Below are 25,019 nucleotides of genomic sequence, written 5' to 3'. Positions count from 1 at the left end.
GACGCTAACCACCGGCGGTCGGGCCAATGCCCGGCCGCCGCACCAGCTCCTAGACTGTCGGCCGTCGCCCCCTGCTGAAGGAAACAGCCATGACCGACAAGGACCTCAAGCGCCTGGCGCGCCATCACATCGACCTGAGCTGGAACAAGGGCCGCCTGGCCCTGGCCAGCCAGATGCACAGCCCCGACTTCCTCTACAAGAGCAGCTTCGCCGCCCAGCCCCTGGGCAGCGCCGGCTACTGCCGCCTGATCGAAGGCATCCGCGCGTCCATGGACGAGCTGGACGTGGTCATCGAGGAGTGCCTCCAGGAAGGCAACAAGGTGTTCACCTGGAGCACCCTGGTCGGCAGCATCAGCCGCCCGGCCTTCGGCTATCCGGCCAGCGACCGCGTGGTGAGCATCCCCGGCATGGCCTTCTGGTTGTTCAACAGCCAGGGCCAGCTGCAGGAACTCTGCACGCTGATCGACATGGAAAGCTTCCGCAGCCAGATGGGCCTGCAACCCCGGCCGTTGGCGGAGCAGACGCTGCCCTAGCCAACCCTGTAGGAGCGCGCCATGCGCGCGATTCGCGGCCATGGGCCGCTCCTACACAGGTCATCCCCGCGAACGCGGGGACCCAGCCAGCCTCACAGGTAGCCGTTGGAGCGGAACCAGGCGATCGCCCGGCGCAGCGTATCTTCCAGCGGCACGCTGCTCTGGAAGCCCAGCTCGTCGCGGGCCTTGCGCCCGTCGAGGAACTGCCCGCCGGCCATGACCTCGATGGCGGTGTCGTCGAGCAACGGCAGCTTGCCGGTCAGCCGGTAGCGCCAGCGGCCCAGGGTCGCCAGCGCGCGGGCGCGATGCAGCGGCATCGGCAGCGGTGCCGGCTTGCCCAGCAACTGGGCGATGGTCGCGGTCAGTTCGCCCATCTCGACGTTATGCCCAGTCAGCAGGTAGCGCTCGCCGATGCGTCCGCGCTCCAGCGTCTGCAGCAGCCCGCGCCCCGCCTCGCCGGCATCGATGACGTTGCGCCGCCCAGGCACGTAATGGGACATCTCGCCACGGCCGATGGCCGTGATCAGGCGCCCCGTGGTCGGGCCGATGTCCAACTCGCCCAGCACCATGCCGGGAATGCCGATGACCACCGGCAGACCGCCGCGAGCCTGCTCACGGGCCTGCTCGTCGAGCGCCCACTTGCACATCACGTAGGCGCTCTTGCCGGTGGGCAGCCCTTCGTAGAACAGCCCTTCGTGCCCGGGCAGCCCCTGCGGGTGCATGGGCAGGGCGAAGGCCGAGCCGACATAAAGAATGCGCGGCACCTTGTTGTGCTGGCAGGCGGCGTAGAAATGGTTGGTCTGGTCCAGCGCGCTGGCCACTTCTTCCTGCCAGCGACGCGGCCGCTTGGGGTAGTAGCCGGCGCTGAAGATCACCGCGTCGAGCCCGCTCAGGGCGCGCTCCAGACCACGGTAGTCGTACAGCTCGGCGACGCGGCACTCCGGCTGCAGATAGGCCAGGCGCTGGATCTGCGAGGAAGGTCGATGGATCAGCACCAACTCGTGCCCGGCAGCCTTGATGGCGCGGGCGGCATGGTGGCCGAGAAGCCCGGTGGCTCCCAGTACTGCGATTTTCACAGGCGCTCCCTGTTGATGCCCGGGCCGGCCGCGCGTGCGGCCGGCAGCAACGGATCGAGGCGCTCGATCCCCCCGTGTATCAATTGCGGCCCTTGGCCTGTTCGTACAGCGGCATCACCTTGGGAATGGCGGCCTGCAGATTGGCCATGCGCGTGCTGTCCGCCGGGTGGGTACTGAGGATCTCCGGCGGCGCCTCGCCACCGCCAGCCTGGCCCATCTTCTGCCACAGGGTCAGCGCGGCGTTGGGGTTGTAGCCGGCGCGGGCGGCCAGCTCCAGGCCGATCAGGTCGGCCTCGGTCTCGTTCTGCCGGCTGTTGGGCAGGGTCAGGCTGTACTGCACCACCTGGTCGGCCATCTGCATGCCACCCTGGCCCAGGCCGAGCAGCGCACCGCCGAGGCTCTCGCCCATCTGCACGGCGTAGGCGCGGGACATCTGCTCGCGGCCGTGCTCGCGCAGGGCGTGGGCGATCTCGTGGCCCATCACCGCGGCGATCTCGTCGTCGGAGAGGTGCAGCTTATCGATCAGGCCGCTGTAGAAGATGATCTTGCCGCCGGGGCCGCAGTTGGCGTTGAGCTCGTCGCTCTTCACCAGGTTGACCTGCCAGTCCCAGCCCGGGGCGTCCTGGCGGAAGGCGCCGGTCTGCGGGATCAGGCGCGCGGCGATGGCCTTGACGCGCTTGCCGTCGGCACTGTCGTTGTCGAGCTTGCCGGCGGTCTTCGCCTCGCCGACGGTCTTCTGATAGGACTGCGAGTACATCTGGTCGACCTGCTGGCTGGACAGCATGCTGAACATGTACTGCTGACGCTGTACGCCAACGGCACCGCCGCTGGTGGTGTTCACCGGCTGGCAAGCGGTCAGCAGCAGGACCGGGACCAGGGCGGCGAAACGGAAACGGGTGGACATAGTGGTTCTCCTGACGAAGCACATTCGTCCCTTGGACAGCGCGCAATGGTAGGCGTCCCCCCGAACGCGGGCAACAGCTCCGCAAGCGCCTCGACACATCCGCGTTACAACCCATTACAACGCCTGCCTAAGGAAATCCCCTAGCCCGGTCGATATAGAAGGACAGGCTGTCCCTGGCACGCGAGTAATTCGTCATGAAGTTCAAGTCGATCCAGTTTTCCGTGGTGGCGCTGGCCGGAGCCAGCGTCCTTGCAGTGGTGGCGGCGCTGGTGCTTTACGCGCTGTTCGCCGGTGGCCGTACCCAGAGCCTGGTCCAGGAGCGGACCCAGGCCCTGCTGGAGCAGGTCATCAACGAGCGCCTGGTCGCCCTGGCTCGCGCCCAGGCCAGCCAGATCCAGCGTGAGCTCGAGTACCCGCTGACCGTGGTCAAGGGCCTGGCCCAGACCAACATGCTGATGGACGAGAAGGACGCCGAGGGCAAACCGGTGCTGGGCATCAGCCGTGGCGAGATGTCCACCCTGCTGCGCCAGACCGTGCAGCAGAACCCCAAGCTGCTCGACGCCTTCGCCGGCTGGGAACCCAATGCCTTCGCCGGCCAGGACAGCCTTTACGCCGGCCAGGCCGGCGCCGGCTACGACGCCAGCGGGCGCTTCATGCCCTGGTGGTACCGCAAGGCGGACGGCAGCCTCACCGTCGAGGCCATGGGCGACACCCTGGAAAGCCAGAAGATGCTGCCCACCGGCATTCGCGAGGGCGAGTACTACCTGTGCCCGAAAGAGCGCCTGAAGCCCTGCGTGATCGACCCGGCGCCCTATGAGATGGGCGGCAAGATGGTGATGATGTCCTCGTTCAACGCGCCCATCCTGGTCAAGGGGCAGTTCCGCGGCTCGGTGGGCGCCGACCTGTCGCTGGACTTCATCCAGGATCTGCTGAAGACCGCCGATGCCGGCCTCTATGACGGCGCCGGCGAGCTGGCGCTGATCTCCGCCAATGGCCGCCTGGTCGCCTACACCAAGGACGCCAAGAAACTCGGCGAACCCGCCAACAAGGTGCTCGACAGCACCCAGGCCGAGAACCTGGCCAAGGTTCAGGGCGAAGAGCCCCTGCACGTGCAGGACAGCGCCCACGACTCCATCGTGCTGTTCCTGCCCTTCTCCATCGGCGACACCGGCACCCGCTGGACCCTGATGCTGGAAATCCCGCGCCAGGCCGTGCTCGGCGAACTCAAGCAACTGCAAGGCGACCTCAAGGCGCAGAGCGATTCCGACACCCTGGGCATGACCCTGGTCGGCCTGCTCATCGCCGCCATCGGCCTGCTGGTGATCTGGCTGGTCGGGCACGGCATCGCCCGTCCGCTGCGCCAACTGGTCGGCATGCTCGACGACATCGCCCAGGGCGAAGGCGACCTCACCCGCCGCCTGTCCAGCGACCGCGCCGACGAACTCGGCTCCATCGCCAAGGGCTTCAACACCTTCCTCGGCAAGCTGCAGGGCATGATCGGCCAGGTGGTGACCTCGGTGCAGCACGTCAGCGACTCCTCCGAGCACACCGCGGACATCGCCATCCGCACCAACCAGGGCGTGCAGAAGCAGCTGGCGGAAATCGAGCTGGTGGCCACCGCCGTCCACGAGATGACCGCCACCGCCCAGGACGTGGCGCGCAACGCCACCCACGCGGCGGAAGCGGCGCATCACGCCGACGAGGCCGCACACCACGGCAAGCGCATCGTCGAGAGCAGCGCTACCGCCATCCAGGCGCTGGCCACCGAGATCGGCCGCGCCGTCGGCGTGGTGCAGACCCTGGCCCGCGACAGCGAAAACATCAACGCGATCCTGGTGGCGATCCGCGGCATTGCCGAACAGACCAACCTGCTGGCCCTCAACGCGGCCATCGAAGCGGCGCGCGCCGGCGAGCAGGGTCGCGGCTTCGCCGTGGTGGCCGACGAGGTGCGCAACCTGGCGCAGAAGACCCAGCAGGCGACCCAGGAAATCCAGTCGATGATCCAGCAACTGCAGAACGGCACCCGCGAAGTGGTGCAGGTGATGCAGGACAGCCAGGAGAAGACCGACGACAGCGTGCGCCATTCCCAGGAAGCGGCACAGGCGCTGGAGTCGATCACCCAGGCGGTGTCGGTGATCAACGACATGAACACCCAGATCGCCAGCGCCGCCGAAGAACAGAGCGCGGTGGCCGAGGACATCAACCGCAACGTCGCCAACATCGGCCTGGTCGCCAACCAGGTGGCCGGCGGCGCGGACGAGGCTTCCCAGGCCAGCGCCGAGCTGACCAAGCTGGCCGAGCAGCAGCGCCGGCTGGTGAATCAGTTCAGGGTCTGAAGTCCCGATGGGAGCCCTGCGCCCGCAGGGTTCCCGTAGGAGCGGCCCATGGCCGCGAATCGCGCGTACGGCGCGCTCCTGCAAATGAAACCCGCGCGGTCAAGCCGGGGTCAGGCACTCCGGCCCGTCGCACTTCGGATCGTTCACGATATTCGCCAGCGCCTGGTCGCGCAGGCGCACCTGCGGCCGCGCCAGGATGCTCAGCAGCTTGCTGACCGGCGCTTCCGCGTCCAGCCAGAGGGCGCGATCGCCCTCCTCTTCCAGCAGCAGCGGACGGCGCATCTCGCCGGCGGCCTGGGTCACCAGCGCCAGGCTGAGATAGGTGTGGCCGGACACCGGATAGGCCTCCCAGACTCCAGCGAAATAGCTCAGCCCGGTGGCACCGACCACCCAATACGGGCGCTTGCGCACGCCGCGCCATTCGTAGAAGCCGTTGGCCGGCACCAGGCAGCGGCGCTTGGCGAAGGCGTCGCGGAACATCGGTTGTTCGGCCAGGGTTTCGGCGCGGGCGTGGGCCGGCGTCTTCGACAGATCGGTGAGCCAGGGCGGGGTCAGGCCCCAGCGCGCGAGGTCGGCGCGACGCTGGCCGTCCTCCATGCGCAGCATCAGCAACTGCGCGCCGGGGGCGAGGTTCCAGCGGGCCGTGAAGCCAGCGGGAAAGCCCGGCAATTCGGCGATCTCGCGATTCCAGCGGAACAGGGCATAGCGGGCGGTCATTCGGGCTCCAGCACAGGCTCAGCAGAGCAGGAAACCGGACTGCTCGACGTCATCCGGCGGGCCCGGCAAGGGCTGCGCGGCATTGTACGCTTCGATCAAGCCACGCGCGCGCTGCGCATCGGCGTCTTCCACCCACAGGTGCAGCAACCCATGCATCGGCAATTCACCGATGCCGCCGAGCAGATGGCGCCCGCCCAGGTGGCAGGTGATGCCCTCGCTGGCGAGCACGCCGGAGAGCAACTCGGCTTCGGCCAGGTCGGCCGGTTCGTAGACGCGCTGCATCAATCGTCCTCCCGGTGAACCTCCAGCGACCACTGGACGCCGTCGGTCTGCAACTGGAAGAGGATCGGCCGGCAGCACACCGGGCAATCCTCGTAGTACTGCTGGTCGCCGCCGGAGAGGTCTAGCACGGCCTCGGCCGGTTCCCCGCAGTAAGGGCACGCATAGTCCTGGGTTTCGAGCATCGCAGGTTCCCCTGTGACTTCCGTTATACTCCCGCGGTCTTTTTACCGGCCCCGCTCATGCGTGGGCCGGTCTTTCCGGGGGAAGAGCCCGCGCTAGAGCGGGCCACGCCAGTTACACCCATGAACAAGAGAGCATGATGGGCGAGTTCGAAGCCATCCGACCGTATAACGACGCCGAAGTCCCGGCTGTGCTGCAACGCCTGCTGAGCGACGACGCCTTCCTCACCATTCTGGCGCGTTATCGCTATCCCCGCCTGTCCGGCCCCTTCGGCTGGCTGCTGCGACCGCTGATCGCCCACCGCCTGGCGCGCGAAGTCACCGGCATCCGCAGCGTGGACGACCTGCAGCACAAGTTCGAGCCCTACGTCGATCGCACCATCGAGCACGCCACCGACGGCGTCACCTACTCGGGTGTCGAGAACCTCAAGTCAGGCCGCGCCTACCTGTTCCTCGCCAACCATCGCGACATCGTGATGGACCCGGCGTTCTGCAACTACGCCATCTACCACGCCAAGCTGCCGACGCCGCGCATCGCCATCGGCGACAACCTGCTGCAGCGGCCCTTCGTCAGCGACCTGATGCGCCTGAACAAGAGCTTCATCGTGCACCGCTCGATCACCGGCCGGCGCGAGAAGCTGGCGGCGTACAACAACCTGTCGGCGTACATCAACCACTCGATCCGCGTCGACGGCGAGTCGGTGTGGATCGCCCAGGCCGAGGGACGCGCCAAGGACGGTGACGACCGTACCGATTCGGCGATCCTCAAGATGTTCCACATGAGCCGCAAGGACGAACCCTTCGCCGAGGTCGTGCGCGAGCTGCACATCATTCCGGTGTCGATCAGCTACGAGTACGACCCTTGCGACGCGGCCAAGGCTCGTGAGCTGTTCACCCGCGCCACCACCGGCGAATACCGCAAGGCGCCGGGCGAGGACGACGCGAGCATCGCGCAGGGCATCACCGGCTATAAAGGCCGGGTGCACATCAACTTCGGCGACGAGGTGACCGGCGACTTCGCCGACGCCAAGCTGCTGGCCGCCGAACTCGACCGGCAGATCCTCGGCAACTACCGGCTGTTCCCGGTGCACTACCTGGCCTACGAGATGTCCGAGCAGCGCGATCCGGCGCTGGCCGTGCCAAGCGCCGAAAGCCTGTTCGGCGCCGCCGAACTGCAGGCCGCCCGTGCAGAGTGGCAACGGCGCCTGGCCGCCTGCCCGGAAGAGCATCGTCCCTACCTGGTCCTGCAGTACGCAACTCCGGTGCTGAACCAGTACCGCCTGCGCTGATCGGGTCAGCTTCGCGAAATGTCTAGTCCTGAAATAGGTTTACACCTCTCAGGCCATGCTCCAGACCTCAAAACGCCCGATGCACCGCATCGGGCGTTTTGTATTTCAGGGCCAGGTGAGGGCGCTCGCGGTTATAGATGTCGACGGCTTCACGCACCATGCGGCGCGCCTGCGCGAGGTCGGCGGGAGGATGCTCCAGCAACTCGTTCTTCAGGATGCCGTTGACGCGCTCAGCCAGCGCATTCTGGTAACAGTCGTAGCCGTCGGTCATCGAGCAGATTGCTCCGTGCTGCGCGTGCAGGCGTTGGTAAAGCCCCGAGCAGTACTGAATTCCTCGGTCGGAGTGATGCACCAGGGGTTCCTGCGTCGTGCGGCGCCGCAGGGCCTGGCTGTAGGCATGGGCCACCGACTCGGCGTGCAGGCTGTCGTGGACGTGATGGCCGACGATCTTGCGCGAATAGGCGTCGGTGACCAGGCTCAGGTACAGCGGGCCGCTCTGGCTGGGCAGATAGGTGATGTCGGCAACCCAGACGCGCTCCGGCGCATCGGGCAAGACCTGTTGCGGCCCTGGCTTGAGCAGATTGGGATGGCGATGGAACCGGTGAAAACTGTGGGTGGTCTTGTGGTACGCCCGCTTGGGTCGAACCAGCAGGCGGTGCTCGGCCAGCACCCGGAACAGGCGATCGCGCCCAACTCGCAACGCGGCTTCCGCTTGCTGCTGCAACAGATAATGCAGCTTGCGTGCTCCCAGGCGCGGCTGACGCATCCGCACCTGCCGCACGAACTGGGCGATCTGTCGATCCTGCTGGCTGCGCTGATCCGCCGCCCGGTTGCGCTGGTAGTACGCCTGGCGGCTGATGCCCATGAACTGGCAAGCCCTGCTAACACTCAGCGCTTGGACTTGCCTTTGCGTGAGGACTTGCCGGGACGCTTTTTTACGATCGAAACGCCGTAGTCATTCTCCAGCACATTCACCACGGCCTCGAAGAACTGCGCCTTCTGGCTCATCACCTCAAGCTGCTGCTCGAGTTCCTTGATGCGTTGTTCCGGGGTCAACGGCAATTTCGGGGTATTCATATCCGGGCTCCGAGCCTTTCGAAGGGAGGCGCCCTGGTTCCAGTCCTGCCGGCCATGCTTGCGTAACCACACCAGCACCGTCGAGCGGCCCTGGATGCCATAGCGGGCCTGAGCCTCCTTGTAGTTCATTTCGCCTTTTTCGACCTGGTCGACCACCGCCAGTTTAAAAGCCAGCGTGTAATCACGCTGGCTGCGACGAACACCTTCTGCCATCGGGGGCTCTCCTGAAATAAGGGCGAAGGTGTAAACCTTATTCAGGACGGGACAAAACGAACAAAAAGGGCGCCCTCGGGCGCCCTTTTGCATCGCTTCGGTGCACTCAGCCGCGCAGGTGGGTGCTGTAGCTGCTCAGCACGACCGCCCCGGCCAGGCAGGCGAAGCCGAAGTGATAGAAGAAACGGTTGATCCGCGCGGTCGCTGGATCGAGCTCGGCAGGCGCCGACGTCTCGGCCTCACCTTCGGTGACCAGGCGCGAAACTGCATGGCGCTCGCGGCGACGAGTGGCGAAAAGCAGCCAGGCACCGGCCAGGCAGAAGAACAGGGCCAGGTCGTTGACCACACGACCGGGATGAGCCTGGAGCAGATTCCAGAGCGCCTGCAGCGACATTACAACCTCCAAGACTTCAGGACTGCACGCCTGAAGCTGAAACGCCGAGGCCGAGTTCTGCACGTAAGGCGACGAACCGCAGGGGTCCGTCACGGGACTGAAAAATTAGGCGGCGATTGTATCTGCACGCCATTGGCAGCAGCCAGCTCGGTCGTCTTATTCACGACGAACGTGTGCTTTATCGAGAAGGGTTCTAAGGGTTTCTCTCGACCTGGCACGTGACTGGCAAAACCCCTTTCGCCACCCCGATCCATTCCACGGAGATTCCGTCATGCTCGAGATCGTTGCCCACGAAAGCGCCTACCTGATCGAACACCTGGATGAAATCGAAGCCGTCGTCACCGAGCTTTCCTTCAACGTCCAGGACGACCACTGGCTGGTCTACACCCAGGCCTGCGGCCATGAACACCTGGACCTGCCGGAGGCCGACGAACGCCAGCCGGCCTACGAGACCGACCCGTTCCACCAGGCTGCCGCCTGACGAATTCGCGCCCATGAAAAAGCCCGGCGTCTGCCGGGCTTTTTCGTTTGCGCCAAAGACTCAGCGCTGGTTCAGGGTCTGGCCGATGGTCGGGTCCTTGAACACGCGGTCGAGGGCGTCGCTCAGCACGTCGCTGACCAGCTTGGTGTTGGTCTGCTGGTTCGGCGCCATGCCGAAGCGCTGGTCGAGGGACGCGCCATAGCGGCCGGTATAGCGGTTGGAGCTGTTCTGCACGTCGACGCGGAAGGTCGCACCGATGGTGGCCTCGGTCACGTACAGGCCATCCTTGGGCGACTGGTACTTCAGCTCGGCCAGGGTCAGCGTCAGGGTCGGGGCGTTGTAGGCGTTGGGCGACGGGGTGAAGCCGAGCAGGCGCACGGCGGCTTCGGCCTGGGATTGCAGCTTGGGAATCACGTCCTGGCTGCGCACGGTGATCGAGCTGGTTTCCGAGTAGAGACCGCCGCGGGTCCCCAGTTCGGTGCTCTGACGACCATCGACGACTTTAACCACCACCGGCTGGCCCTGACCGACAGCCACGGGCTGACCCTTGAACTGCGGGTCCGGGTTCAGTTGCTGCGGGCTGAGGGCGCAACCGGACAAGGCGAGGGTGCCGGCGGCAAACAGGCTGAGCAACACACGCTGGAACATGCTCTGGTCTCCATGGGTTGGACACGAAAGGCCGGGAGTATAGCGGCCGGAGAAGCGCGCTGATAGCGCTCAGGTACTTGGACGCTGGCAACTTGCCCAGGGTTCCTCGGCACCTCGCAAGGCCCCGCCGGGCGACGAAATCAAGTGACCAGAACTAGGAAAAAAGTCTAACTGCGAAGGCATTTTTTCCATTTCGTCGTTATAATCGCCCCCCGATTATAAGGACGCCTCCTGATCGGGTCCGCGCAGCACGCGGCGCCTCGCGCCCAACGCTGCCACACCCTCCTAGAGAGACGCCACTCGCGCCACGGCCACAGGCCGGGCGCCTTGTACCGTTCGTTGCGTTGAAGTTTCCGGCAAGGATTGCCGCGAGTCCCCTCCCGACCGAGACCGGACCCGCCCGCAGCGACGCCCTCCCCTTTGAGCTTCACGTCTCCATAAGAGCGTGATTTGAAGGTTTTTCACTACTTCACGAGAGTGTGGCGAGCAAGAATGGCGAACGAACACGAAGCTCTGGATGTGCTGCTGGTTGGCGCCGGCATCATGAGCGCGACCCTGGCGACCCTGCTGAAGGAAGTCGATCCCTCGGCCCGACTCGAGATCGTCGAACTGCAGGAATCCGGAGCCATCGAAAGCTCCAACCCCTGGAACAACGCAGGTACCGGCCACGCCGGCCTCTGCGAGCTGAACTACACCCCGCAAGCCGCCGATGGTTCCATCGACATCAAGAAGGCGGTGCAGATCAACGCCCAGTTCGAGGTGTCCAAGCAGTTCTGGGCCTACCTGGCGAGCACCGACGGCTTCGGCAATCCGCGCAACTTCATCAACCCGGTCCCGCACCTGAGCTTCGTGCGCGGCAAGGACGTTGACTTCCTGAAGAAGCGCTTCGAGAAGCTGAGCCAGCATCACGCCTTCGAGAAGATGGTCTACACCGAGGATCGCGCGCAGCTCGCCGAATGGGCGCCGCTGACCATCCCCGGCCGCCAGGCTGACGAGCAGATCGCCGCGACCCGCGTCGAGCACGGCACCGACGTCAATTTCGGCGCCCTGACCAACCAGCTGCTGGCCCGCCTGGCCAAGCAGTCAGACACCAAGGTCAGCTACTTCCAGAAAGTGGTCGGCCTGGAGCGTTCCGGCGACGACTGGCTGGTCGACGTGAAGAACACCCAGAACGGCCAATCGCGCAAGATCCGCGCGAAGTTCGTCTTCCTCGGCGCCGGTGGCGGCGCACTGCCGCTGCTGCAGATGTCCGGCATCCCCGAGAGCAAGGGCTTCGGCGGCTTCCCGGTGAGCGGCCAGTGGCTGCGTTGCGACAACCCCGAAGTGGTCAAGCAGCACCAGGCCAAGGTCTACAGCCAGGCCGAAGTGGGCGCCCCGCCGATGTCCGTGCCACACCTGGACACCCGCGTGGTCGACGGCAAGAAGTCCCTGCTGTTCGGCCCCTACGCCGGCTTCTCCACCAAGTTCCTGCGTCACGGCTCCTTCCTCGACCTGCCGCTCTCGGTGCGTGGTAGCAACCTGCTGCCGATGCTCGCCGTAGCCCGCGACAACATGGACCTGACCCGCTACCTGGTACGCGAAGTCATGCAGTCCATGGACCAGCGCCTGGAAAGCCTGCGCAAGTTCTACCCGCTGGCGAATCCGGCCGACTGGCGCCTGGAAACCGCTGGCCAGCGCGTGCAGATCATCAAGAAGGACCCGAAGAAAGGCGGCATCCTGCAGTTCGGTACCGAACTGGTCGCCTCCGAGGACGGCAGCATCGCCGCCCTGCTGGGCGCTTCGCCGGGCGCCTCGGTGACCGTGTCGATCATGCTCGGCCTGCTCGAGCGCTGCTTCCCGGAGCAGTACAAGTCGGCCACCTGGAGCGCCAAGCTCAAGGAGATCTTCCCGGCACGCGAGAAGCAGCTGGAAACCGATGCCTCGGCGTACCGCGAGATCAACGCCTACACCTGGCAGAAGCTGCAGCTGGACCAATAAGTCCACCGCAGTGCAAAAGGCCCGCCTTCCGGCGGGCCTTTTCATTTCAGCGGCAACTGATCATCCAACCGACGCCGAAGCGGTCGTGCAGCATGCCGAAACGCTGCGCCCAGAAAGTCTTCTCCAGCGGCATGTCGATGCGCCCTTCCTCGGCCAGCGCGGCGAAGGCCTTTTCCGCGGCGAGCACGCTGTGCAGGGCCAGGTGCAGGGAGAAGCCGGCCAACCGTGCCTCATGCTCGCCACGCCCATCGGACATCAACACCTCGCTCTGGCCGATCTGCAGGCTGGCGTGCATGACCTTCTCGCACCAACCATCGGGCACCTGCGTCGGCCCGGGCGCTTCTTCATAACGCATCAGCGCGTTGAGCTGCGCGCCCAGCGCCTGCTGGTAGAAGGCGATGGCTTCGTCGCACTGGCCGTGGAAGAACAGATAGGGTTGTACATGCATGGGCTGCGTCCTCGCCTTGTCGTTGTTCTTCCCTGAAGTCTAGGCGGGGTCGAGGGTTCTGTAGGAGCGGGCCATGCCCGCGATTCGCGCCCATTGGGCGCTCCTACAGGACAGCAGAAACGAAAAAGCCCGCACTAGGCGGGCTTCTTCACAGCGCAAGCGATCAGCCGCGGGCAGCCTTGATCACCTCGATGTACTGTTCGGCCAGGCGCTGGTCCTGGATCAGGGCGACGAAGTCCTGGCCCTGGGCATCCTTGGCGCCGAGGTCGTAACCCGCCTCGACGAAGAACTTCACGAAACGCTCGAAGTCGTCGATGCGCAGACCGCGATAAGCCTTGATCAGCTTGTGCAGCGACGGCGGGGTGTCATCGGCCGGCTCGACCTCGAGGAACAGCTTGATCGACTCGTCGCCGATCTCTTCGCCAATCACCTGCTTCTTGTCTTTACGCATCGCTCGTTCTCTCTACGGCATCTGTCGACGGCGCGGCCGTCACGAAAGGCGGGCAGTGTAACCCCGCGGCGGGCGCCGGCTCAACGCACGCGCACGGCGCCGCTGTGCAGGTCGGCCCAGATGTGGCCATTGGGGTAGCTGAGGAACTGGCAGTACACCGGACCGTGGCGCAGCAGGTCGAGCAGCTGCGGATAGGCTGCGGCCGGGTAAGACAGGCTGAGGGTACGGCTGTCGGCGTCGTAGCTGGGCTTCTTCAGACTCTTGCCCTCGCTGTCGAAGCTGATCAGTACCTGGGTGACGTCGCCGCCCTTGTTCATCGCCTTGCCCTTCAGACGCAGCAACGCCGGGGTGGTGATCGGAATCGGCTGCTGGTTCGACTGCCGCTGGCTGCCCAGGACCACGCTGTACTCGGTGACCTGCAGCAGTTGTTGCTGGTCCGGCTTGCCGACGCGCACGCCGCTGTCGTCCGGCGGCAGGAATTGCGCATGAGCCACAGCCGCATCGGCGGCGAACAGCGGCCCGGACAGAGCCAGGCCGAAAGCGAAAAGCAGGTTACGCAGGACCATCTCGACCCCCGGGAAAAAATCGTCCGGCACTCTAGCATGCGTTCCGGCACGCTCCCATGGGCCTTGGTCGCAGGCGGACGCATTGATAGGATTCGATGTATCACACCACACGCATTCCAACGGACGGATACGGGAGCCCCATGCTGCACAACGTCTCCGACCTCGACCTGCGCCTGCTGCGCATCTTCGCCACCGTGGTGCGCTGCGGCGGCTTCTCCGCCGCGCAAAGCGAGCTGGGCATGGGCCAGTCGACCATCAGCACGCATATCGCCAGCCTCGAAACACGCTTGGGTTACCGCCTGTGCGAACGCGGCAAGAGCGGCTTCCGCCTGACCGAAAAGGGCCGCCGGGTGCTGGACCACAGCCAGGTGCTGTTCAGTGCGCTGGGAGATTTCCGCGACCAGGTGCAATCACTGGCCGGACGCCTGGTCGGCGAGCTGAGCATCGGCCTGGCCGACAACATCGCCACCCTGCCCGAGGCGCGCATCCACGAGGCGCTGGCGCGCTTCTGCGCACGCGATCAGGACGTGCGCCTGCACCTGTCGATAGGTTCATCCACGGAATTGGAGCGGCAGATGCTCGGCGGCGAGCTGAACCTGGCCGTCGCCTGCTTCAGCCGGCAGTTGCCGAACCTGCGCTACCAGCCGCTCTACAGCGAACGCGTGGCGGTGTTCTGCGGCCAGAGCCATCCGCTGTTCGACCGCGAAGAGCTAACCCAAGCCGACCTGGAAGCCTGCGCCTGGGTGCAGTACGGCTACGCCCAGGCGGACGTGCAATTGCCGGCCGACCCAAGGCGCAGCACGGCGCTGGCCAGCAACATGGAAGCGGTGATTCATGCGGTGCGCGCCGGCACCCATCTGGGCTATCTGCCGACGCACTACGCGCAACGCTGGGTCGAGCAAGGCGCAATGCGCACGCTGCTGGCCGACCAGCTTGGCTACGGCATCAGCCACAGCCTGGTGGTGCGTGACGACATGGGCCATAACCAGGCTTTACAGGCGTTGGCTGAGGATCTCTGCGCCGTGCATGGCGCAGAGATGCCCTAAACGGCTCTTGTAGGAGCGAGCTTGCTCGCGAATCTGCTTCACCCCGCCCTTTCCCCGTCATTCCCGCGAACGCGGGAACCCAGTGACTCTGGATGATTCCCCTTCGGGCCAGCGCAAGCGCTGTTCGCGATAGAGCCGCGTCCCGCTTTCGCGGGGACGACGGATGGGCGGTCGGCACCGGGGCCGTCCACGAGCAAGCTCGCTCCTGCGATGGCCTTAGCGCGGTGCGGTGATGTGCTTGATATCGAGGAACGCCGACAGACCCCACGGGCCGAGCTCACGGCCGATGCCGCTGGCCTTGCCGCCGCCCCAGGAGGTCTGCGGGAACACCACTTGCGGCGAGTTCAGCCAGACATGGCCGGCCTCCAGGCGCTCGGCGACGCGCTGGGCGCGCTCGAGGTCGGCGCTGACCACGGTGGCTGCCAGGGCGAAGTCGCAGTCGTTGGCCTGGCGCAGGGCGTCGGCCTCGTCGGCGAAGCGACGTACGCAGAGTACCGGGCCGAAGATTTCCTCGCGCCACAGGCGGCTGTCTTCCGGCACGTCGACGTAGACGGTCGGCTGGATGCACCAGCCCTCGCCCACTTCGCCGCCGGTCAGGCGGGAAAGGCCTTCGTCGCGGGCGACGGCGAAGTAGTCCTGGACCTTGCGGAACTGGGCTTCGCTGGTCATCGGGCCCATGTCGGTCTCGCCGGCCAGCGGGTTGCCGACGCGCAGCGCTTCCACCGCTACCTTCAGGCGTGCCAGCAGGTCGTCGGCGATGCTCTCCTCGACCAGCAGGCGCGAGGTGGCCGAGCACATCTGGCCAGCGTTCCAGTACACGCCAGCGATGATCCACTGCACGGCGTCGTCCAGATTCGTGTCGGCGAATACCAGGATCGGCGACTTGCCGCCCAGTTCCAGGCCCACCGGCAGGGTGCGCGCGGCGGCAGCCTGCATGACCTTGCGGCCGACCGCGTTGCTGCCGGTGAAGGACAGCTTGTCGATGCCCTTGTGACCGGTGATGGCGGAACCGGCATCGGCCAGGCCGGGGACCAGGTTCAGCACGCCAGCGGGCAGGCCGATGGCGTCGGCGACTTCACCGAGCACCAGCTCGATCAGCGGGGTGATTTCCGAGGGCTTGAGCACCACGGTGCAGCCGGCGGCCAGGGCCGGCGCGACCTTCCAGGCGCTGGTCACCAGCGGGAAGTTCCAGGGCACGATCAGGCCGGCCACGCCTACGGGCTCGAAGCGGGTCTGCGAACGGAAGCCGGCGTCGGGCAGCGCGACTTCGGCGTTCTGCCGGGCGTCCAGGCCCTCGGCCAACTCGGCGTAGTAGGCGAAGGTGGCGATGCCGTCGCCGATGTCGATTTCCGCTTCCAGTTGCGGCTTGCCGCTGGCGCGCATCTGCAGGGCGATCAGCGCTTCGCGACGAGCTTCCAGCTGCTCGGCGAAACCGCGCAGGTAGCGGGCGCGCTCGGCGCCAGTGGTTTCGCGCCAGCTGGCGAAGGCGCGACGGGCAGCGGCGACGGCCAGATCGACGTCGGCCGGACCTGCGGCAGCGACGCTTTCCAGCGGCTCGCGGGTGGACGGGTTGATCGGTTGCAGGGTGGCGCCGTTGGCGGCGTCGCGCCATTGGCCGTCGATATAGAGCTGGGTAGGCATGCTGACCTCGGAAGCGGATTGAGCGAGGCCGGGAGCATAGGCAGGGGATGGATCGGCAAAAATGCCTATAAGCGCATGTACGCATCGATCATCGTCGATGCATGGTGATCTCTGGATGATTCCCCTTCGGGCCAGCGCAAGCGCTGTTCGCGATGAAGCCGCGTCCCGCGTTCGCGGGGAAGACGAGGGAAAGACAAACACACCGTCACCCCCGCGAACGCGGGGGCCCAATGAATTCCCTCAGGCGGGGAACTGCGCGCGCATCCAGGCCAGGTACTCGGCCACGCCCGCCTCGCCTTCACGCGGCGCCCAACTGCCGCGCTCGTCGTCGGCCAGCGCCTCGTAGGGACCGGACTTGGCTTCGAACATCAGGCTGTCCGGCTCCAGGGCGACCATCGCGTGGAAGGTGCCAGGCGGCAGGTCGACGCCGGCGCATTCGCCTTGCGGCGACAGCACGCGGGTTTCCAGCAGCTCGCCAGCATCCGAGAACAGCAGCAGGCCGAGGCTGCCGCGCAGCACGATCAGGGCTTCGGCCTTGTTCGGGTCGCGGTGGCAGTGCGGCTGGATGTAGGTGTCCGGCTGCAACGCGTTGAGCAGGCGATGGCAGGGCTCGGCCATCTCGTGCAGGTTGTGGTGCTGGCGCTGGCGCGGGCTGGCGGCCGCCTTCCCGTTCAGCTCGTCGAACAGTGTCTGGTCGAGGAAGCGCGGCCCGGCCATGGCTCAGAGGCCCTTGACGGCGAAGATGCCGGGGGCGTTGCGCCAGTAGCCCTTGTAGTCCATGCCGTAACCGAAGATGTAGCGGTCGATGCAGGATAGGCCGACGTAGTTGGCCTTCAGGTCCGGACGCGCCTTGCGGTCGTGGTCCTTGTCGATCAGCACGGCGGTGTGCACTTCGCGGGCGCCGGCATGGCGGCAGAAGTCGATGATCGCCGAGAGGGTGTGACCCTCGTCGAGGATGTCATCGATGATCAGCACGTCGCGGTCGATGAAGGAGACTTCCGGCTTGGCCTTCCAGAACAGCTCGCCGCCGGTGGTTTCGTTGCGGTAGCGGGTCGCGTGCAGGTAGGAGGCTTCCAGCGGGAAGTTGAGCTGCGGCAGCAGCTTGCCGGAGAAGATCAGCCCGCCGTTCATGACGCAGAACACCACCGGGTTGCGCTCGGCCAGTTCGGCATTGATGGCGCTGGCGACGCGGGTGATGGCGGCTTCTACCTCGGCGTTGGTGTAGAGGCAGTCGGCTTCGGCCATGACTTGGCGGATGTGCGCGAGATCGGCGGACATTGGCGGGGTCTCCCGGAAAAAGTGCGCAAAGGTACTCATCCGCCATGCCGGGGGCAAGTGCCGGCGGACGAAAGTCGAGCACAATCTTGACCCAGAGCAGACCAATTGTGCAGAGCACTTGTGGATAATCGCGCCCCGGCGTTTTTCGCGCGGCAACTGCCAACTGCCCCTAAGATGCATTACGCTAACGCGTTTTTTTGCCCGCCCCTCCCGGAGACCCCGCCCATGCCTGTGTTCGAGATTCGCCATCCCCTGATCCGCCACAAGATCGGACTGATGCGCCGCCACGACATCAGCACCAAGAACTTCCGCGAGCTGGCCCAGGAAGTCGGCGCCCTGCTGACTTACGAAGCGACCAAGGACCTGCCGCTGGAGAACTACGAGATCGAAGGCTGGGCCGGCGCCGTGCAGGTGGAGAAGATCTCCGGCAAGAAGATCACCGTGGTGCCGATCCTGCGCGCCGGCATCGGCATGCTCGACGGCGTGCTCAGCCTGATCCCCGGGGCCAAGGTCAGCGCCGTGGGCGTCGCGCGCAATGAAGAAACCCTCGAAGCACACACCTACCTGGAGAAGCTGGTGCCGGAGATCGACGAGCGCCTGGCGATGATCATCGACCCGATGCTCGCCACCGGCGGCTCCATGGTCGCCACCATCGACCTGCTGAAGAAGGCCGGCTGCAAGGAAATCCGCGCCATGGTGCTGGTCGCCGCGCCCGAGGGCATCAGGGCGGTCAACACCGCCCACCCGGACGTGAAGATCTTCACCGCGTCCATCGACCAGGGCCTCAACGAACACGGCTACATCATTCCCGGCCTGGGCGACGCCGGCGACAAGATCTTCGGCACCAAGCAGAAGGACACCTGATCCATGGCCGACGAATTCAACGACCCGCTGTGGCGCCAGATCATCTCCGGCGCGCAGATGCTCTTCGTGGCGTTCGGCGCCCTGGTGCTGATGCCGCTGATCACCGGCCTGGACCCGAACGTGGCGCTGTTCACCGCGGGCCTGGGCACCCTGCTGTTCCAGCTGGTGACCGGCCGCCAAGTGCCCGTGTTCCTGGCTTCGAGCTTCGCCTTCATCACCCCGATCATCCTCGCCAAGGGCCAGTTCGGCCTGGCCGCGACCATGGGCGGGGTGTTCGCCGCGGGCTTCGTCTACACCTTCCTCGGCCTGGCCGTGAAGATAAAAGGCACCGGCTTCATCGACCGCCTGCTGCCGCCGGTGGTCATCGGCCCGGTGATCATCTCCATTGGCCTGGCCATGGCGCCGATCGCCGCCAACATGGCCATGGGCAAGGCCGGTGACGGCACCGAGCTGATCCCCTACAAGACCGCGATGCTGATCTCCATGCCGGCGCTGGTCACCACCCTGATCGTGGCCGTGTTCGGCAAGGGCATGCTGCGCCTGGTGCCGATCATCTCCGGCGTGCTGGTGGGCTACGCGCTGTCGTTCGTCTTCGGCGTGGTCGACGTGGCCAAGATCGCCGCAGCGCCCTGGCTGGAGCTGCCCAAGTTCACCGCCCCGGAGTTCAACTGGCAGGCCATCCTGTTCATCGTCCCGGTCGCCCTGGCGCCGGCCATCGAGCACATCGGCGGCGTCATCGCCGTGGGCGGCGTCACCGGCCGCAACTACCTGAAGAAGCCGGGCCTGCACCGCACCCTGCTCGGCGATGGCCTGGCCACCTCGGCCGCCGGCCTGTTCGGCGGTCCGCCGAACACCACCTACGCCGAAGTGACCGGCGCGGTGATGCTGACCAAGAACTACAACCCGAAGATCATGACTTGGGCGGCCTGCTTCGCCATCGGCCTGGCCTTCATCGGCAAGTTCGGCGCCATCCTGCAGAGCATCCCGGTACCGGTGATGGGCGGCATCCTCTGCCTGCTGTTCGGCACCATCGCCTCGGTGGGCATGAACACCCTGATCCGCCACAAGGTCGACCTGTCGCAGGCGCGCAACCTGGTGATCGTATCGGTGACCCTGGTGTTCGGCATCGGTGGCGTACTAATCGGCTCGGGCACCGGCCCGGATGACTTCGGCCTGAAGGGCATCGCCCTGTGCGCTATCGTCGCCATCGTGCTCAACATGATCCTCCCTGGCGAAGAAGGCTGGGAGAACAAGACCCTGAACGAAGGCAGCGGCGAACAAGACGCCGACTGACCCGAAGCGGCCCGAACCGGGCAAAGGTTCGGGCCGCTTCGATCGCGTTCCCCGCCAGAATCCCCTGAGCGACTGCGAACGCCTGCCGCACGCGGCAGTCCACAGCGATGGAAGCGCACCGTCCTGGAGGAAACCGTCATTTCCGCTTTGCCCCCTACCCTGCCTGCCACCGGTAACCGCCCATGAGCCGCGCCTGGTGGCTGCTGATCGCCCTGATCGGCGCTTCGCTGTTGCCACTGCTGCTCGGCGGCCGGTCGATGCTCGATCAACTCGCGCGCTTCCCGCTCGACAGCTTGTTGCTGATGTTCGGCATGATCCTGCTGTGCTGGCTGATCAACGCGCAGAAACTGCGCGTGCTGCTGGCCGGCCGCGCCGGCCCGCTGAGCCAGCGGCAGACCGTCGGCATCGTCATGGCCTCGGAGTTCGCCTTCTACGCGACGCCCGGCGGCAGCGGCGCGCCCCTGACACTGATGGCGCTGCTGGCGCGACGCGGCATGCGCCCGGCGCAGAGCAGCGCGATCTTCGCCGTCGACCAGTTGAGCGACTTGCTGTTCTTCCTCAGCGCCTTGCTGGTGGTGCTGGGCTACACGCTGTCGCACAGCCTGAGCCCGAACCTGGAATCCTCGCTGCTGCTGGGCGCCCTGCTGCTGGGCGGCCTGCTCTGCGCAGTGATCCTGCTGGCGCGCTTCCAGCGCCGGGTGATCCGCGCCAACGGCCGCCTGCTGGCGCGCCTGCGCGTCGGCCCGCGGCGGCGCCTGCACTGGGCGCGCAAGCTGCTGCACTTCCGCGACAACATCGTCATCAGCCTGAAGCAACCGCCGCGCCGGCTGCTGCTGGTGTTCCTGCTGACCAGCTGCCACTGGACGCTGCGCTTCTCGGTGCTCTATCTGGTGCTGCGGGCGATGGGCGTTGAGCTGCACTGGGCCTGGACCTTCCTGGTCCAGCTGCTGTCGCTGGCGGCGGGCCTGGCCACGCTGCTACCTGGCGGTGCCGGCGGCACCGAGCTGACCTCGATGGCACTGCTCGGCCCGCTGGTGGGCAAGTCGACCGCGGCGGCGGCCATCCTGGTCTGGCGGGTGGTGACCTACTACTTCTACCTGGTGGCGGGCGGGCCGGTGTTCGCGCTCATGGCCGGGCGCCCGCTGCTGCGTCGGCTGATCGGCCTGCGCGCGGAGCGCTCCTAGTCGGCGGGCTTCTTCGGCGGCTTGTCGTCGCCTTCTTCGTGCAACTCACGCCAGAGGTCGGCGGCACCGGGAAACTCGGTGCCGTCTTCTTCGCTCAGGGCATCGACGTCGTAACGGCTGGTACAGCCTTCGCCCAGGGTGGGCGGCGGGGTGGCGGTTCCGGGGGTTTTCTCGTCGGACATGGCCGGGCTCTCCTGTGATTGGGGTTCGCCCGGCCTCGACGGTCAGTCGAACACTACGGTCTTGTTGTCGTGCACCAGCACACGGTCTTCCAGGTGATAGCGCAGGCCGCGGGCCAGCACCAGCTTTTCCACGTCCTTGCCCAGGCGCACCAGGTCTTCGATGTTGTCGCGGTGGCTGATGCGCACCACGTCCTGCTCGATGATCGGGCCGGCGTCCAGTTCCTCGGTGACGTAGTGGCAGGTCGCGCCGATCAGCTTCACGCCGCGCAGCGAAGCCTGGTGGTAAGGCTTGGCGCCGACGAACGAGGGCAGGAAGCTGTGGTGGATGTTGATCACCTGGTGGCGGTACTTCTGGCACAGGTCTGGCGGCAGGATCTGCATGTAGCGCGCCAGCACCACGTTGTCGGCCTGGTGTTCGTCGATCAGTTGCGACACGCGCTCGAAGGCGGGCTGCTTGTTCTTCGGATCGACCGGTACATGGAAGTAAGGAATACCGTGCCACTCGACCATGCTGCGCAGGTCGTCGTGGTTGGCGATCACGCAGGGAATCTCGCAATCCAGCTCGCCGCTGTGCCAGCGGTGCAGCAGGTCGGCCAGGCAATGCGACTCGCGACTGGCCATCAGCACCACGCGCTTCTTCACTGCCGAATCGGTAATGCGCCATTCCATGGAGAACTCGCGCGCGATGGGCGCGAAGGCCTGGCGGAAGCCGGCGAGGTCGAACGGCAGCGAGTCGGCACGGATCTCGTGGCGCATGAAGAACCAGCCGCTGTCGTTGTCGGAGTGGTGACTGGCCTCGGTGATCCAGCCGTTATAGGTGGCCAGGAAATTACTCACCTTGGCGACAATGCCAACCCCATCGGGGCAAGCGATCACCAGTCGAAAAGTGCGCATGAGGGTGTGACTCCAGATACATCGCGAAGGCGGCCATTCTAACGGCTGCCCGGGAAATCCGCGACCGCTGCCGCCGAGCGCGCCACGGAACTGTTGAATAGCCAAGCCAATACATTCGGATGTTTAACTTAATTACAACGAATGACGCTGACGATTCATTAATTCCCGGTTTACTCCAAGTAATCAACTGACTATTATTGAGAGTAAAACTTCCCTCCAACGCCGAACCTCAAGACAAGGTACCCCAAATGTCGCTGATCAATGAGTACCGCGCCACCGAAGAAGCCATCAAGGAACTTCAAGACCGTCTGAAATCCCTCGAACAGGATGACAAACTGAAGAAGGAACTGGAGTTCGAAGGGAAACTCCGGGCTTTGATGGGCACTTATGGCAAGTCCCTGCGCGACATCATTGCGCTGCTCGATCCGGACGCCAAGCTGACCAAGTCCCCGCGCGCCGCCAAGAGCACTGGCACCAAACGCGCTCGCAAGGTCAAGCAATACAAGAACCCGCACAACGGCGAAGTGATCGAAACCAAGGGCGGCAACCACAAGACGCTCAAGGAATGGAAAGCCAAGTGGGGCGCCGAGACCGTCGAGAGCTGGGCCACCCTGCTCGGCTAAGCCGCCTGCTCCAGCAAGAACGCCAGCCTCGGCTGGCGTTTTTTATTGCCGCGATAAATATTCCCGCGCCCTACAAGCCATAACGCTGGCGCAAGTTCGCCGCATAGGCTTGCCACTCTTGCAGCAGCGCCTGTCCCTGCACGCCAGTATTTTCAAGCTGTCCAGCCAGGGCCACTTCGAAACTCCCGAGGGTGTTCGGCGCACCGTACTCCTCGAGACTCAGCCGGCAACGGCAGAACTCTCGCCATTGTTCCTGTTCGAGTCCCGACAAAGTTTCCGGGAAATTTCGCGCGCGATAGCGGAACAGCAACTCACCCAGGCGCGGATCATCGAACGGCCATTGCTCTTTGCCGAGCCGCGCAGGCTCCGCCCGACGCACCTCTTCGCAGAGTCGACGGTCGCGGTCGCCAATAAATCCGTCATATAGCTGTTGTTCGGGATCCTGGCTGGCCGCAAAGTTTTCCTCCGCATATATCGACGCCAGCTTGGCCTGCCAGACGGACTTGTTCTCGCGCAGCAACTCCGCACGCTGCAGTTGGCCGTCCAGATCGATCTGCAGGCGTTCCCGGTCCGCCTCGCGCAGCACGCCCATCGGCGCCAGCACCGGGCAGCGATTGACGTGCACCAGCTTCAGCGGTACCGGCAGCTCGCCTTCGGCCAGCTCCTCGCGACGGGTGTAGAGGCGGCTGCGCAGGGCGTCGCCATCCAGGTCGAGCAGGGGCGCCGGATCGAGCCCGAGGTCGCAGACGATCAGCGCATTGCGATTGCGCGGATGCCAGGCCAGCGGCAACACCACCGAAAGGAAATTACGCGCCGCGGAGAAGCGCCCGGAGACATGCACCAGCGGCTGCAACAGGCGCACCTGATCGAGCACCGCCGTCTTGCTGCGCAGGCGATACAGGTAGTCGTACAGTTTGGGCTGGCGCTCACGAACCAGGCGAGCCAGGGCGATGGTCGCGCGCACGTCGGACAGCGCGTCGTGGGCCTGGCCATGCTCGATGCCATTGGCCTCGGTCAGACGCTCCAGCTTGAGGGTTACCACGCCTTCTTCGTTGCGCGGCCACTCGATACCTTCCGGGCGCAGCGCGAAGGTGGTGCGCACCAGGTCGATGAGGTCCCAGCGGCTGTTGCCGCCCTGCCATTCGCGGGCATAGGGATCGAAGAAATTGCGATAGAGGCTGTAGCGCGTCACCTCGTCGTCGAAGCGCAGGGTGTTGTAACCCGCCACGCAGGTACCCGGACGGGCCAGCTCGGCATGCAGCCGGGTCATGAACTCCGCCTCGCCCAGGCCGTCGGCCTCCAGGCGCTGCGGGGTGATGCCGGTGATCAGGCAGGCCGCCGGATGCGGCAGGATGTCGTCGCTGGGACGGCAGTAGAAGTTCAGCGGCGCCTCGATCTCGTTGAGCGCCTCGTCGGTGCGGATGCCGGCAACCTGCAGCGGGCGGTCGCGGCGCGGATCGATACCGGTGGTTTCGTAGTCGTACCAGAAAATGCTGGCGTTCATGGCGCTCTCCCTTGGCCTGGCGGCGGGAGTTTATCACCCGCGCCCTGCCGCCCCGCGAGCGCTGGCGATGGGCTATCGTTAGCGACGTGATTACTACCAAGGAATAGGTAAATGACGACGAACAGCAGCGACAATCCCTACGCCACGCCCGGCAGCAGCCTCCACGAACCTCGCGTGAACTCCGGCGCCCTCAGCGTCGAAGAAGCCCTCGCCCGCGACTATGACTTCCGCATCGGCGAAGTGCTCGGCGAAGCCTGGCACAAGTTGAAAGGCATAAAGGGCACGTTGATTGGCGCCGTGCTCATCTACGGTGTGGCGATCAACGTCATCAGCTTCGTGATCGCCCTCGTCCTCGGCCTGCTGGGCCTGTTCCAGGTGTCGCACGCCGGCACCCAGGTCCTGGAGATCGTGGTGAACGTCTTCGCCGGCGCGCTCTGCTACCCGCTGCTGGCCGGGCTCAACCTGATCGGCATCCGCCGCGCGGCCGACCAGCCGGCGGAGATCAACGAAATGTTCAGCCACTTCGGCCTGTTCATGCCGCTGTTCATCACCGGCCTGGGGATAACCGCACTCATCTACCTGGGCATGTTCCTGTTGCTGCTGCCGGGCATCTACCTGGGCGTAGCCTACTCGCTGGCCGTGCCGCTGCTGGTCGAGCGCAACCTCTCGCCCTGGCAGGCCATGGAGGCTTCGCGCAAGGCGATCAGCAAGCACTGGTTCAAGGTCTTCGGGTTGTTCCTGGCCATCGGCGGCATCCTGCTGCTGAGCGCAATCCCGCTGGGCATCGGCCTGGTGTGGACGCTGCCGATGGCCATCATCGCCATCGGTGTGCTCTATCGCACCATCTTCGGCGTACTGCCGCCGGCGAATTGAGATGCGCCACGGATTTGACCTCCGCGCTGGTTGCCTGCGCGGACGGTGCTGGCTAGCATCTGGCTT

General features: G+C 65.6%; 28 protein-coding genes. 11 read left to right on the top strand and 17 right to left on the bottom strand.

Annotation, left to right across the window (positions count from 1 at the left end):
- Positions 1–89 precede the first annotated feature (89 nt).
- Complete coding sequence (locus ACA097_RS18140) at positions 90–533, top strand: ketosteroid isomerase-related protein (RefSeq protein ID WP_043254831.1); 444 nt, start codon at positions 90–92, stop codon at positions 531–533.
- Between the two features lie 92 nt (positions 534–625).
- Here the strand turns inward: ACA097_RS18140 and ACA097_RS18135 are convergent, their stop codons facing one another.
- Positions 626–1,609, bottom strand: coding sequence for an NAD-dependent epimerase/dehydratase family protein (locus ACA097_RS18135; protein ID WP_043254833.1), 984 nt, complete (start codon positions 1,607–1,609; stop codon positions 626–628).
- Between the two features lie 79 nt (positions 1,610–1,688).
- Positions 1,689–2,513, bottom strand: coding sequence for a M48 family metallopeptidase (locus ACA097_RS18130; RefSeq protein ID WP_043254835.1), 825 nt, complete (start codon positions 2,511–2,513; stop codon positions 1,689–1,691).
- A gap of 194 nt (positions 2,514–2,707) precedes the next feature.
- Between ACA097_RS18130 and ACA097_RS18125 the strand changes: the two genes are divergently transcribed.
- Entirely contained in the window at positions 2,708–4,849 is a 2,142-nt protein-coding gene (locus ACA097_RS18125; RefSeq protein ID WP_160288230.1) for a methyl-accepting chemotaxis protein, read from the top strand.
- Between the two features lie 99 nt (positions 4,850–4,948).
- On the opposite strand, the gene ACA097_RS18120 is transcribed toward ACA097_RS18125, so the two are convergent.
- Genes ACA097_RS18120 through ACA097_RS18110 form a run of 3 tightly spaced genes read right to left on the bottom strand, consistent with a single transcriptional unit; the run spans position 4,949 to position 6,030 of the window.
- Complete coding sequence (locus tag ACA097_RS18120; RefSeq protein ID WP_043254838.1) at positions 4,949–5,566, bottom strand: SOS response-associated peptidase; 618 nt, start codon at positions 5,564–5,566, stop codon at positions 4,949–4,951.
- A gap of 18 nt (positions 5,567–5,584) precedes the next feature.
- Positions 5,585–5,848, bottom strand: a complete 264-nt coding sequence (locus ACA097_RS18115) for a DUF2007 domain-containing protein (RefSeq protein ID WP_043254839.1) — start codon at positions 5,846–5,848, stop codon at positions 5,585–5,587.
- Positions 5,848–6,030: a CPXCG motif-containing cysteine-rich protein gene (locus ACA097_RS18110; RefSeq protein ID WP_043254841.1), complete on the bottom strand. Its 183-nt coding sequence runs from the start codon at positions 6,028–6,030 to the stop codon at positions 5,848–5,850. The genes ACA097_RS18115 and ACA097_RS18110 overlap by 1 nt, the downstream gene beginning before the upstream one ends.
- 134 nt (positions 6,031–6,164) lie before the next feature.
- On the opposite strand from ACA097_RS18110, the gene ACA097_RS18105 reads away from it, so the two are divergent.
- The gene (locus ACA097_RS18105) at positions 6,165–7,316 is read left to right on the top strand and encodes a 1-acyl-sn-glycerol-3-phosphate acyltransferase (protein ID WP_084166704.1); all 1,152 of its coding nucleotides are present in this window, start codon (positions 6,165–6,167) and stop codon (positions 7,314–7,316) included.
- Between the two features lie 67 nt (positions 7,317–7,383).
- Here ACA097_RS18105 and ACA097_RS18100 read toward each other — a convergent pair.
- Positions 7,384–8,606 (bottom strand): IS3 family transposase gene (locus tag ACA097_RS18100; protein WP_371365016.1). Its coding sequence is split into 2 segments (ribosomal slippage): positions 7,384–8,255 and positions 8,255–8,606, totalling 1,224 coding nucleotides; the frame shifts between segments, so codons are not numbered across the junction.
- 106 nt (positions 8,607–8,712) lie between these two features.
- Complete coding sequence (locus tag ACA097_RS18095; RefSeq protein WP_043254844.1) at positions 8,713–9,000, bottom strand: hypothetical protein; 288 nt, start codon at positions 8,998–9,000, stop codon at positions 8,713–8,715.
- 271 nt (positions 9,001–9,271) lie between these two features.
- On the opposite strand from ACA097_RS18095, the gene ACA097_RS18090 reads away from it, so the two are divergent.
- Complete coding sequence (locus ACA097_RS18090) at positions 9,272–9,481, top strand: hypothetical protein (protein ID WP_043254846.1); 210 nt, start codon at positions 9,272–9,274, stop codon at positions 9,479–9,481.
- Positions 9,482–9,541: 60 nt separating this feature from the next.
- Here the strand turns inward: ACA097_RS18090 and ACA097_RS18085 are convergent, their stop codons facing one another.
- Complete coding sequence (locus ACA097_RS18085; RefSeq protein WP_160288232.1) at positions 9,542–10,129, bottom strand: YajG family lipoprotein; 588 nt, start codon at positions 10,127–10,129, stop codon at positions 9,542–9,544.
- A gap of 492 nt (positions 10,130–10,621) precedes the next feature.
- On the opposite strand from ACA097_RS18085, the gene mqo reads away from it, so the two are divergent.
- A complete protein-coding gene (mqo, locus tag ACA097_RS18080) occupies positions 10,622–12,106 on the top strand; it encodes a malate dehydrogenase (quinone) (RefSeq protein ID WP_043254850.1) in 1,485 nt (494 codons plus the stop codon).
- A gap of 46 nt (positions 12,107–12,152) precedes the next feature.
- Here the strand turns inward: mqo and ACA097_RS18075 are convergent, their stop codons facing one another.
- The 3 genes from ACA097_RS18075 to ACA097_RS18065 form a co-directional block, all read right to left on the bottom strand.
- Complete coding sequence (locus ACA097_RS18075) at positions 12,153–12,554, bottom strand: VOC family protein (RefSeq protein ID WP_043254851.1); 402 nt, start codon at positions 12,552–12,554, stop codon at positions 12,153–12,155.
- Positions 12,555–12,717: 163 nt separating this feature from the next.
- The gene (locus tag ACA097_RS18070; RefSeq protein WP_371365012.1) at positions 12,718–13,005 is read right to left on the bottom strand and encodes a PA4642 family protein; all 288 of its coding nucleotides are present in this window, start codon (positions 13,003–13,005) and stop codon (positions 12,718–12,720) included.
- A gap of 80 nt (positions 13,006–13,085) precedes the next feature.
- Complete coding sequence (locus ACA097_RS18065; protein ID WP_371365010.1) at positions 13,086–13,571, bottom strand: hypothetical protein; 486 nt, start codon at positions 13,569–13,571, stop codon at positions 13,086–13,088.
- A 140-nt stretch (positions 13,572–13,711) separates the two neighbouring features.
- Here ACA097_RS18065 and ACA097_RS18060 point away from each other — a divergent pair, with 140 nt between their 5' ends.
- On the top strand, positions 13,712–14,617 hold the full coding sequence (locus ACA097_RS18060; RefSeq protein WP_371365006.1) for a LysR family transcriptional regulator: 906 nt from the start codon (positions 13,712–13,714) through the stop codon (positions 14,615–14,617).
- Between the two features lie 216 nt (positions 14,618–14,833).
- Here ACA097_RS18060 and ACA097_RS18055 read toward each other — a convergent pair whose 3' ends face one another.
- From ACA097_RS18055 to ACA097_RS18045, 3 genes are all read right to left on the bottom strand, one after another.
- Positions 14,834–16,258 carry an aldehyde dehydrogenase family protein gene (locus tag ACA097_RS18055; protein ID WP_371365004.1) on the bottom strand — a complete coding sequence of 475 codons (1,425 nt, stop codon included), beginning with the start codon at positions 16,256–16,258 and terminating at the stop codon, positions 14,834–14,836.
- Positions 16,259–16,498: 240 nt separating this feature from the next.
- Positions 16,499–16,975 (bottom strand): WbuC family cupin fold metalloprotein, encoded by a 477-nt coding sequence (locus ACA097_RS18050; RefSeq protein ID WP_371365002.1) that lies wholly within the window; start codon positions 16,973–16,975, stop codon positions 16,499–16,501.
- A 3-nt stretch (positions 16,976–16,978) separates the two neighbouring features.
- Positions 16,979–17,536, bottom strand: a complete 558-nt coding sequence (locus ACA097_RS18045; protein WP_371364999.1) for a hypoxanthine-guanine phosphoribosyltransferase — start codon at positions 17,534–17,536, stop codon at positions 16,979–16,981.
- 225 nt (positions 17,537–17,761) lie between these two features.
- On the opposite strand from ACA097_RS18045, the gene upp reads away from it, so the two are divergent.
- The 3 genes from upp (at position 17,762) to ACA097_RS18030 (ending at position 20,877) form a co-directional block, all read left to right on the top strand.
- The gene (gene upp, locus ACA097_RS18040) at positions 17,762–18,400 is read left to right on the top strand and encodes a uracil phosphoribosyltransferase (RefSeq protein ID WP_371364996.1); all 639 of its coding nucleotides are present in this window, start codon (positions 17,762–17,764) and stop codon (positions 18,398–18,400) included.
- Positions 18,401–18,403: 3 nt separating this feature from the next.
- Positions 18,404–19,693 (top strand): uracil-xanthine permease family protein, encoded by a 1,290-nt coding sequence (locus tag ACA097_RS18035; RefSeq protein WP_043254865.1) that lies wholly within the window; start codon positions 18,404–18,406, stop codon positions 19,691–19,693.
- Positions 19,694–19,875: 182 nt separating this feature from the next.
- Positions 19,876–20,877 carry a lysylphosphatidylglycerol synthase transmembrane domain-containing protein gene (locus tag ACA097_RS18030; RefSeq protein WP_043254867.1) on the top strand — a complete coding sequence of 334 codons (1,002 nt, stop codon included), beginning with the start codon at positions 19,876–19,878 and terminating at the stop codon, positions 20,875–20,877.
- Here the strand turns inward: ACA097_RS18030 and ACA097_RS18025 are convergent.
- The gene (locus ACA097_RS18025) at positions 20,874–21,059 is read right to left on the bottom strand and encodes a hypothetical protein (protein ID WP_371364993.1); all 186 of its coding nucleotides are present in this window, start codon (positions 21,057–21,059) and stop codon (positions 20,874–20,876) included. The two genes, ACA097_RS18030 and ACA097_RS18025, sit on opposite strands and share 4 nt — an antisense overlap.
- A 42-nt stretch (positions 21,060–21,101) precedes the next feature.
- A complete protein-coding gene (gene purU / locus ACA097_RS18020; protein WP_043254870.1) occupies positions 21,102–21,953 on the bottom strand; it encodes a formyltetrahydrofolate deformylase in 852 nt (283 codons plus the stop codon).
- A gap of 248 nt (positions 21,954–22,201) precedes the next feature.
- On the opposite strand from purU, the gene mvaT reads away from it, so the two are divergent.
- The gene (mvaT, locus tag ACA097_RS18015; RefSeq protein ID WP_371364990.1) at positions 22,202–22,576 is read left to right on the top strand and encodes a histone-like nucleoid-structuring protein MvaT; all 375 of its coding nucleotides are present in this window, start codon (positions 22,202–22,204) and stop codon (positions 22,574–22,576) included.
- Positions 22,577–22,646: 70 nt separating this feature from the next.
- Here mvaT and sbcB read toward each other — a convergent pair whose 3' ends face one another.
- A complete protein-coding gene (sbcB, locus tag ACA097_RS18010) occupies positions 22,647–24,080 on the bottom strand; it encodes an exodeoxyribonuclease I (protein WP_371364988.1) in 1,434 nt (477 codons plus the stop codon).
- A gap of 111 nt (positions 24,081–24,191) precedes the next feature.
- Between sbcB and ACA097_RS18005 the strand changes: the two genes are divergently transcribed.
- The gene (locus tag ACA097_RS18005) at positions 24,192–24,953 is read left to right on the top strand and encodes a hypothetical protein (RefSeq protein ID WP_371364985.1); all 762 of its coding nucleotides are present in this window, start codon (positions 24,192–24,194) and stop codon (positions 24,951–24,953) included.
- The last annotated feature ends 66 nt before the right edge of the window (positions 24,954–25,019 follow it).

This window comes from Pseudomonas sp. QL9 (assembly GCF_041409665.1).
Classification (GTDB): Bacteria; Pseudomonadota; Gammaproteobacteria; order Pseudomonadales; family Pseudomonadaceae; genus Pseudomonas; species Pseudomonas knackmussii.
The sequence above is the reverse complement of the archived record's forward strand: the minus strand, read 5'-3'. Positions and strand labels throughout refer to the sequence as shown.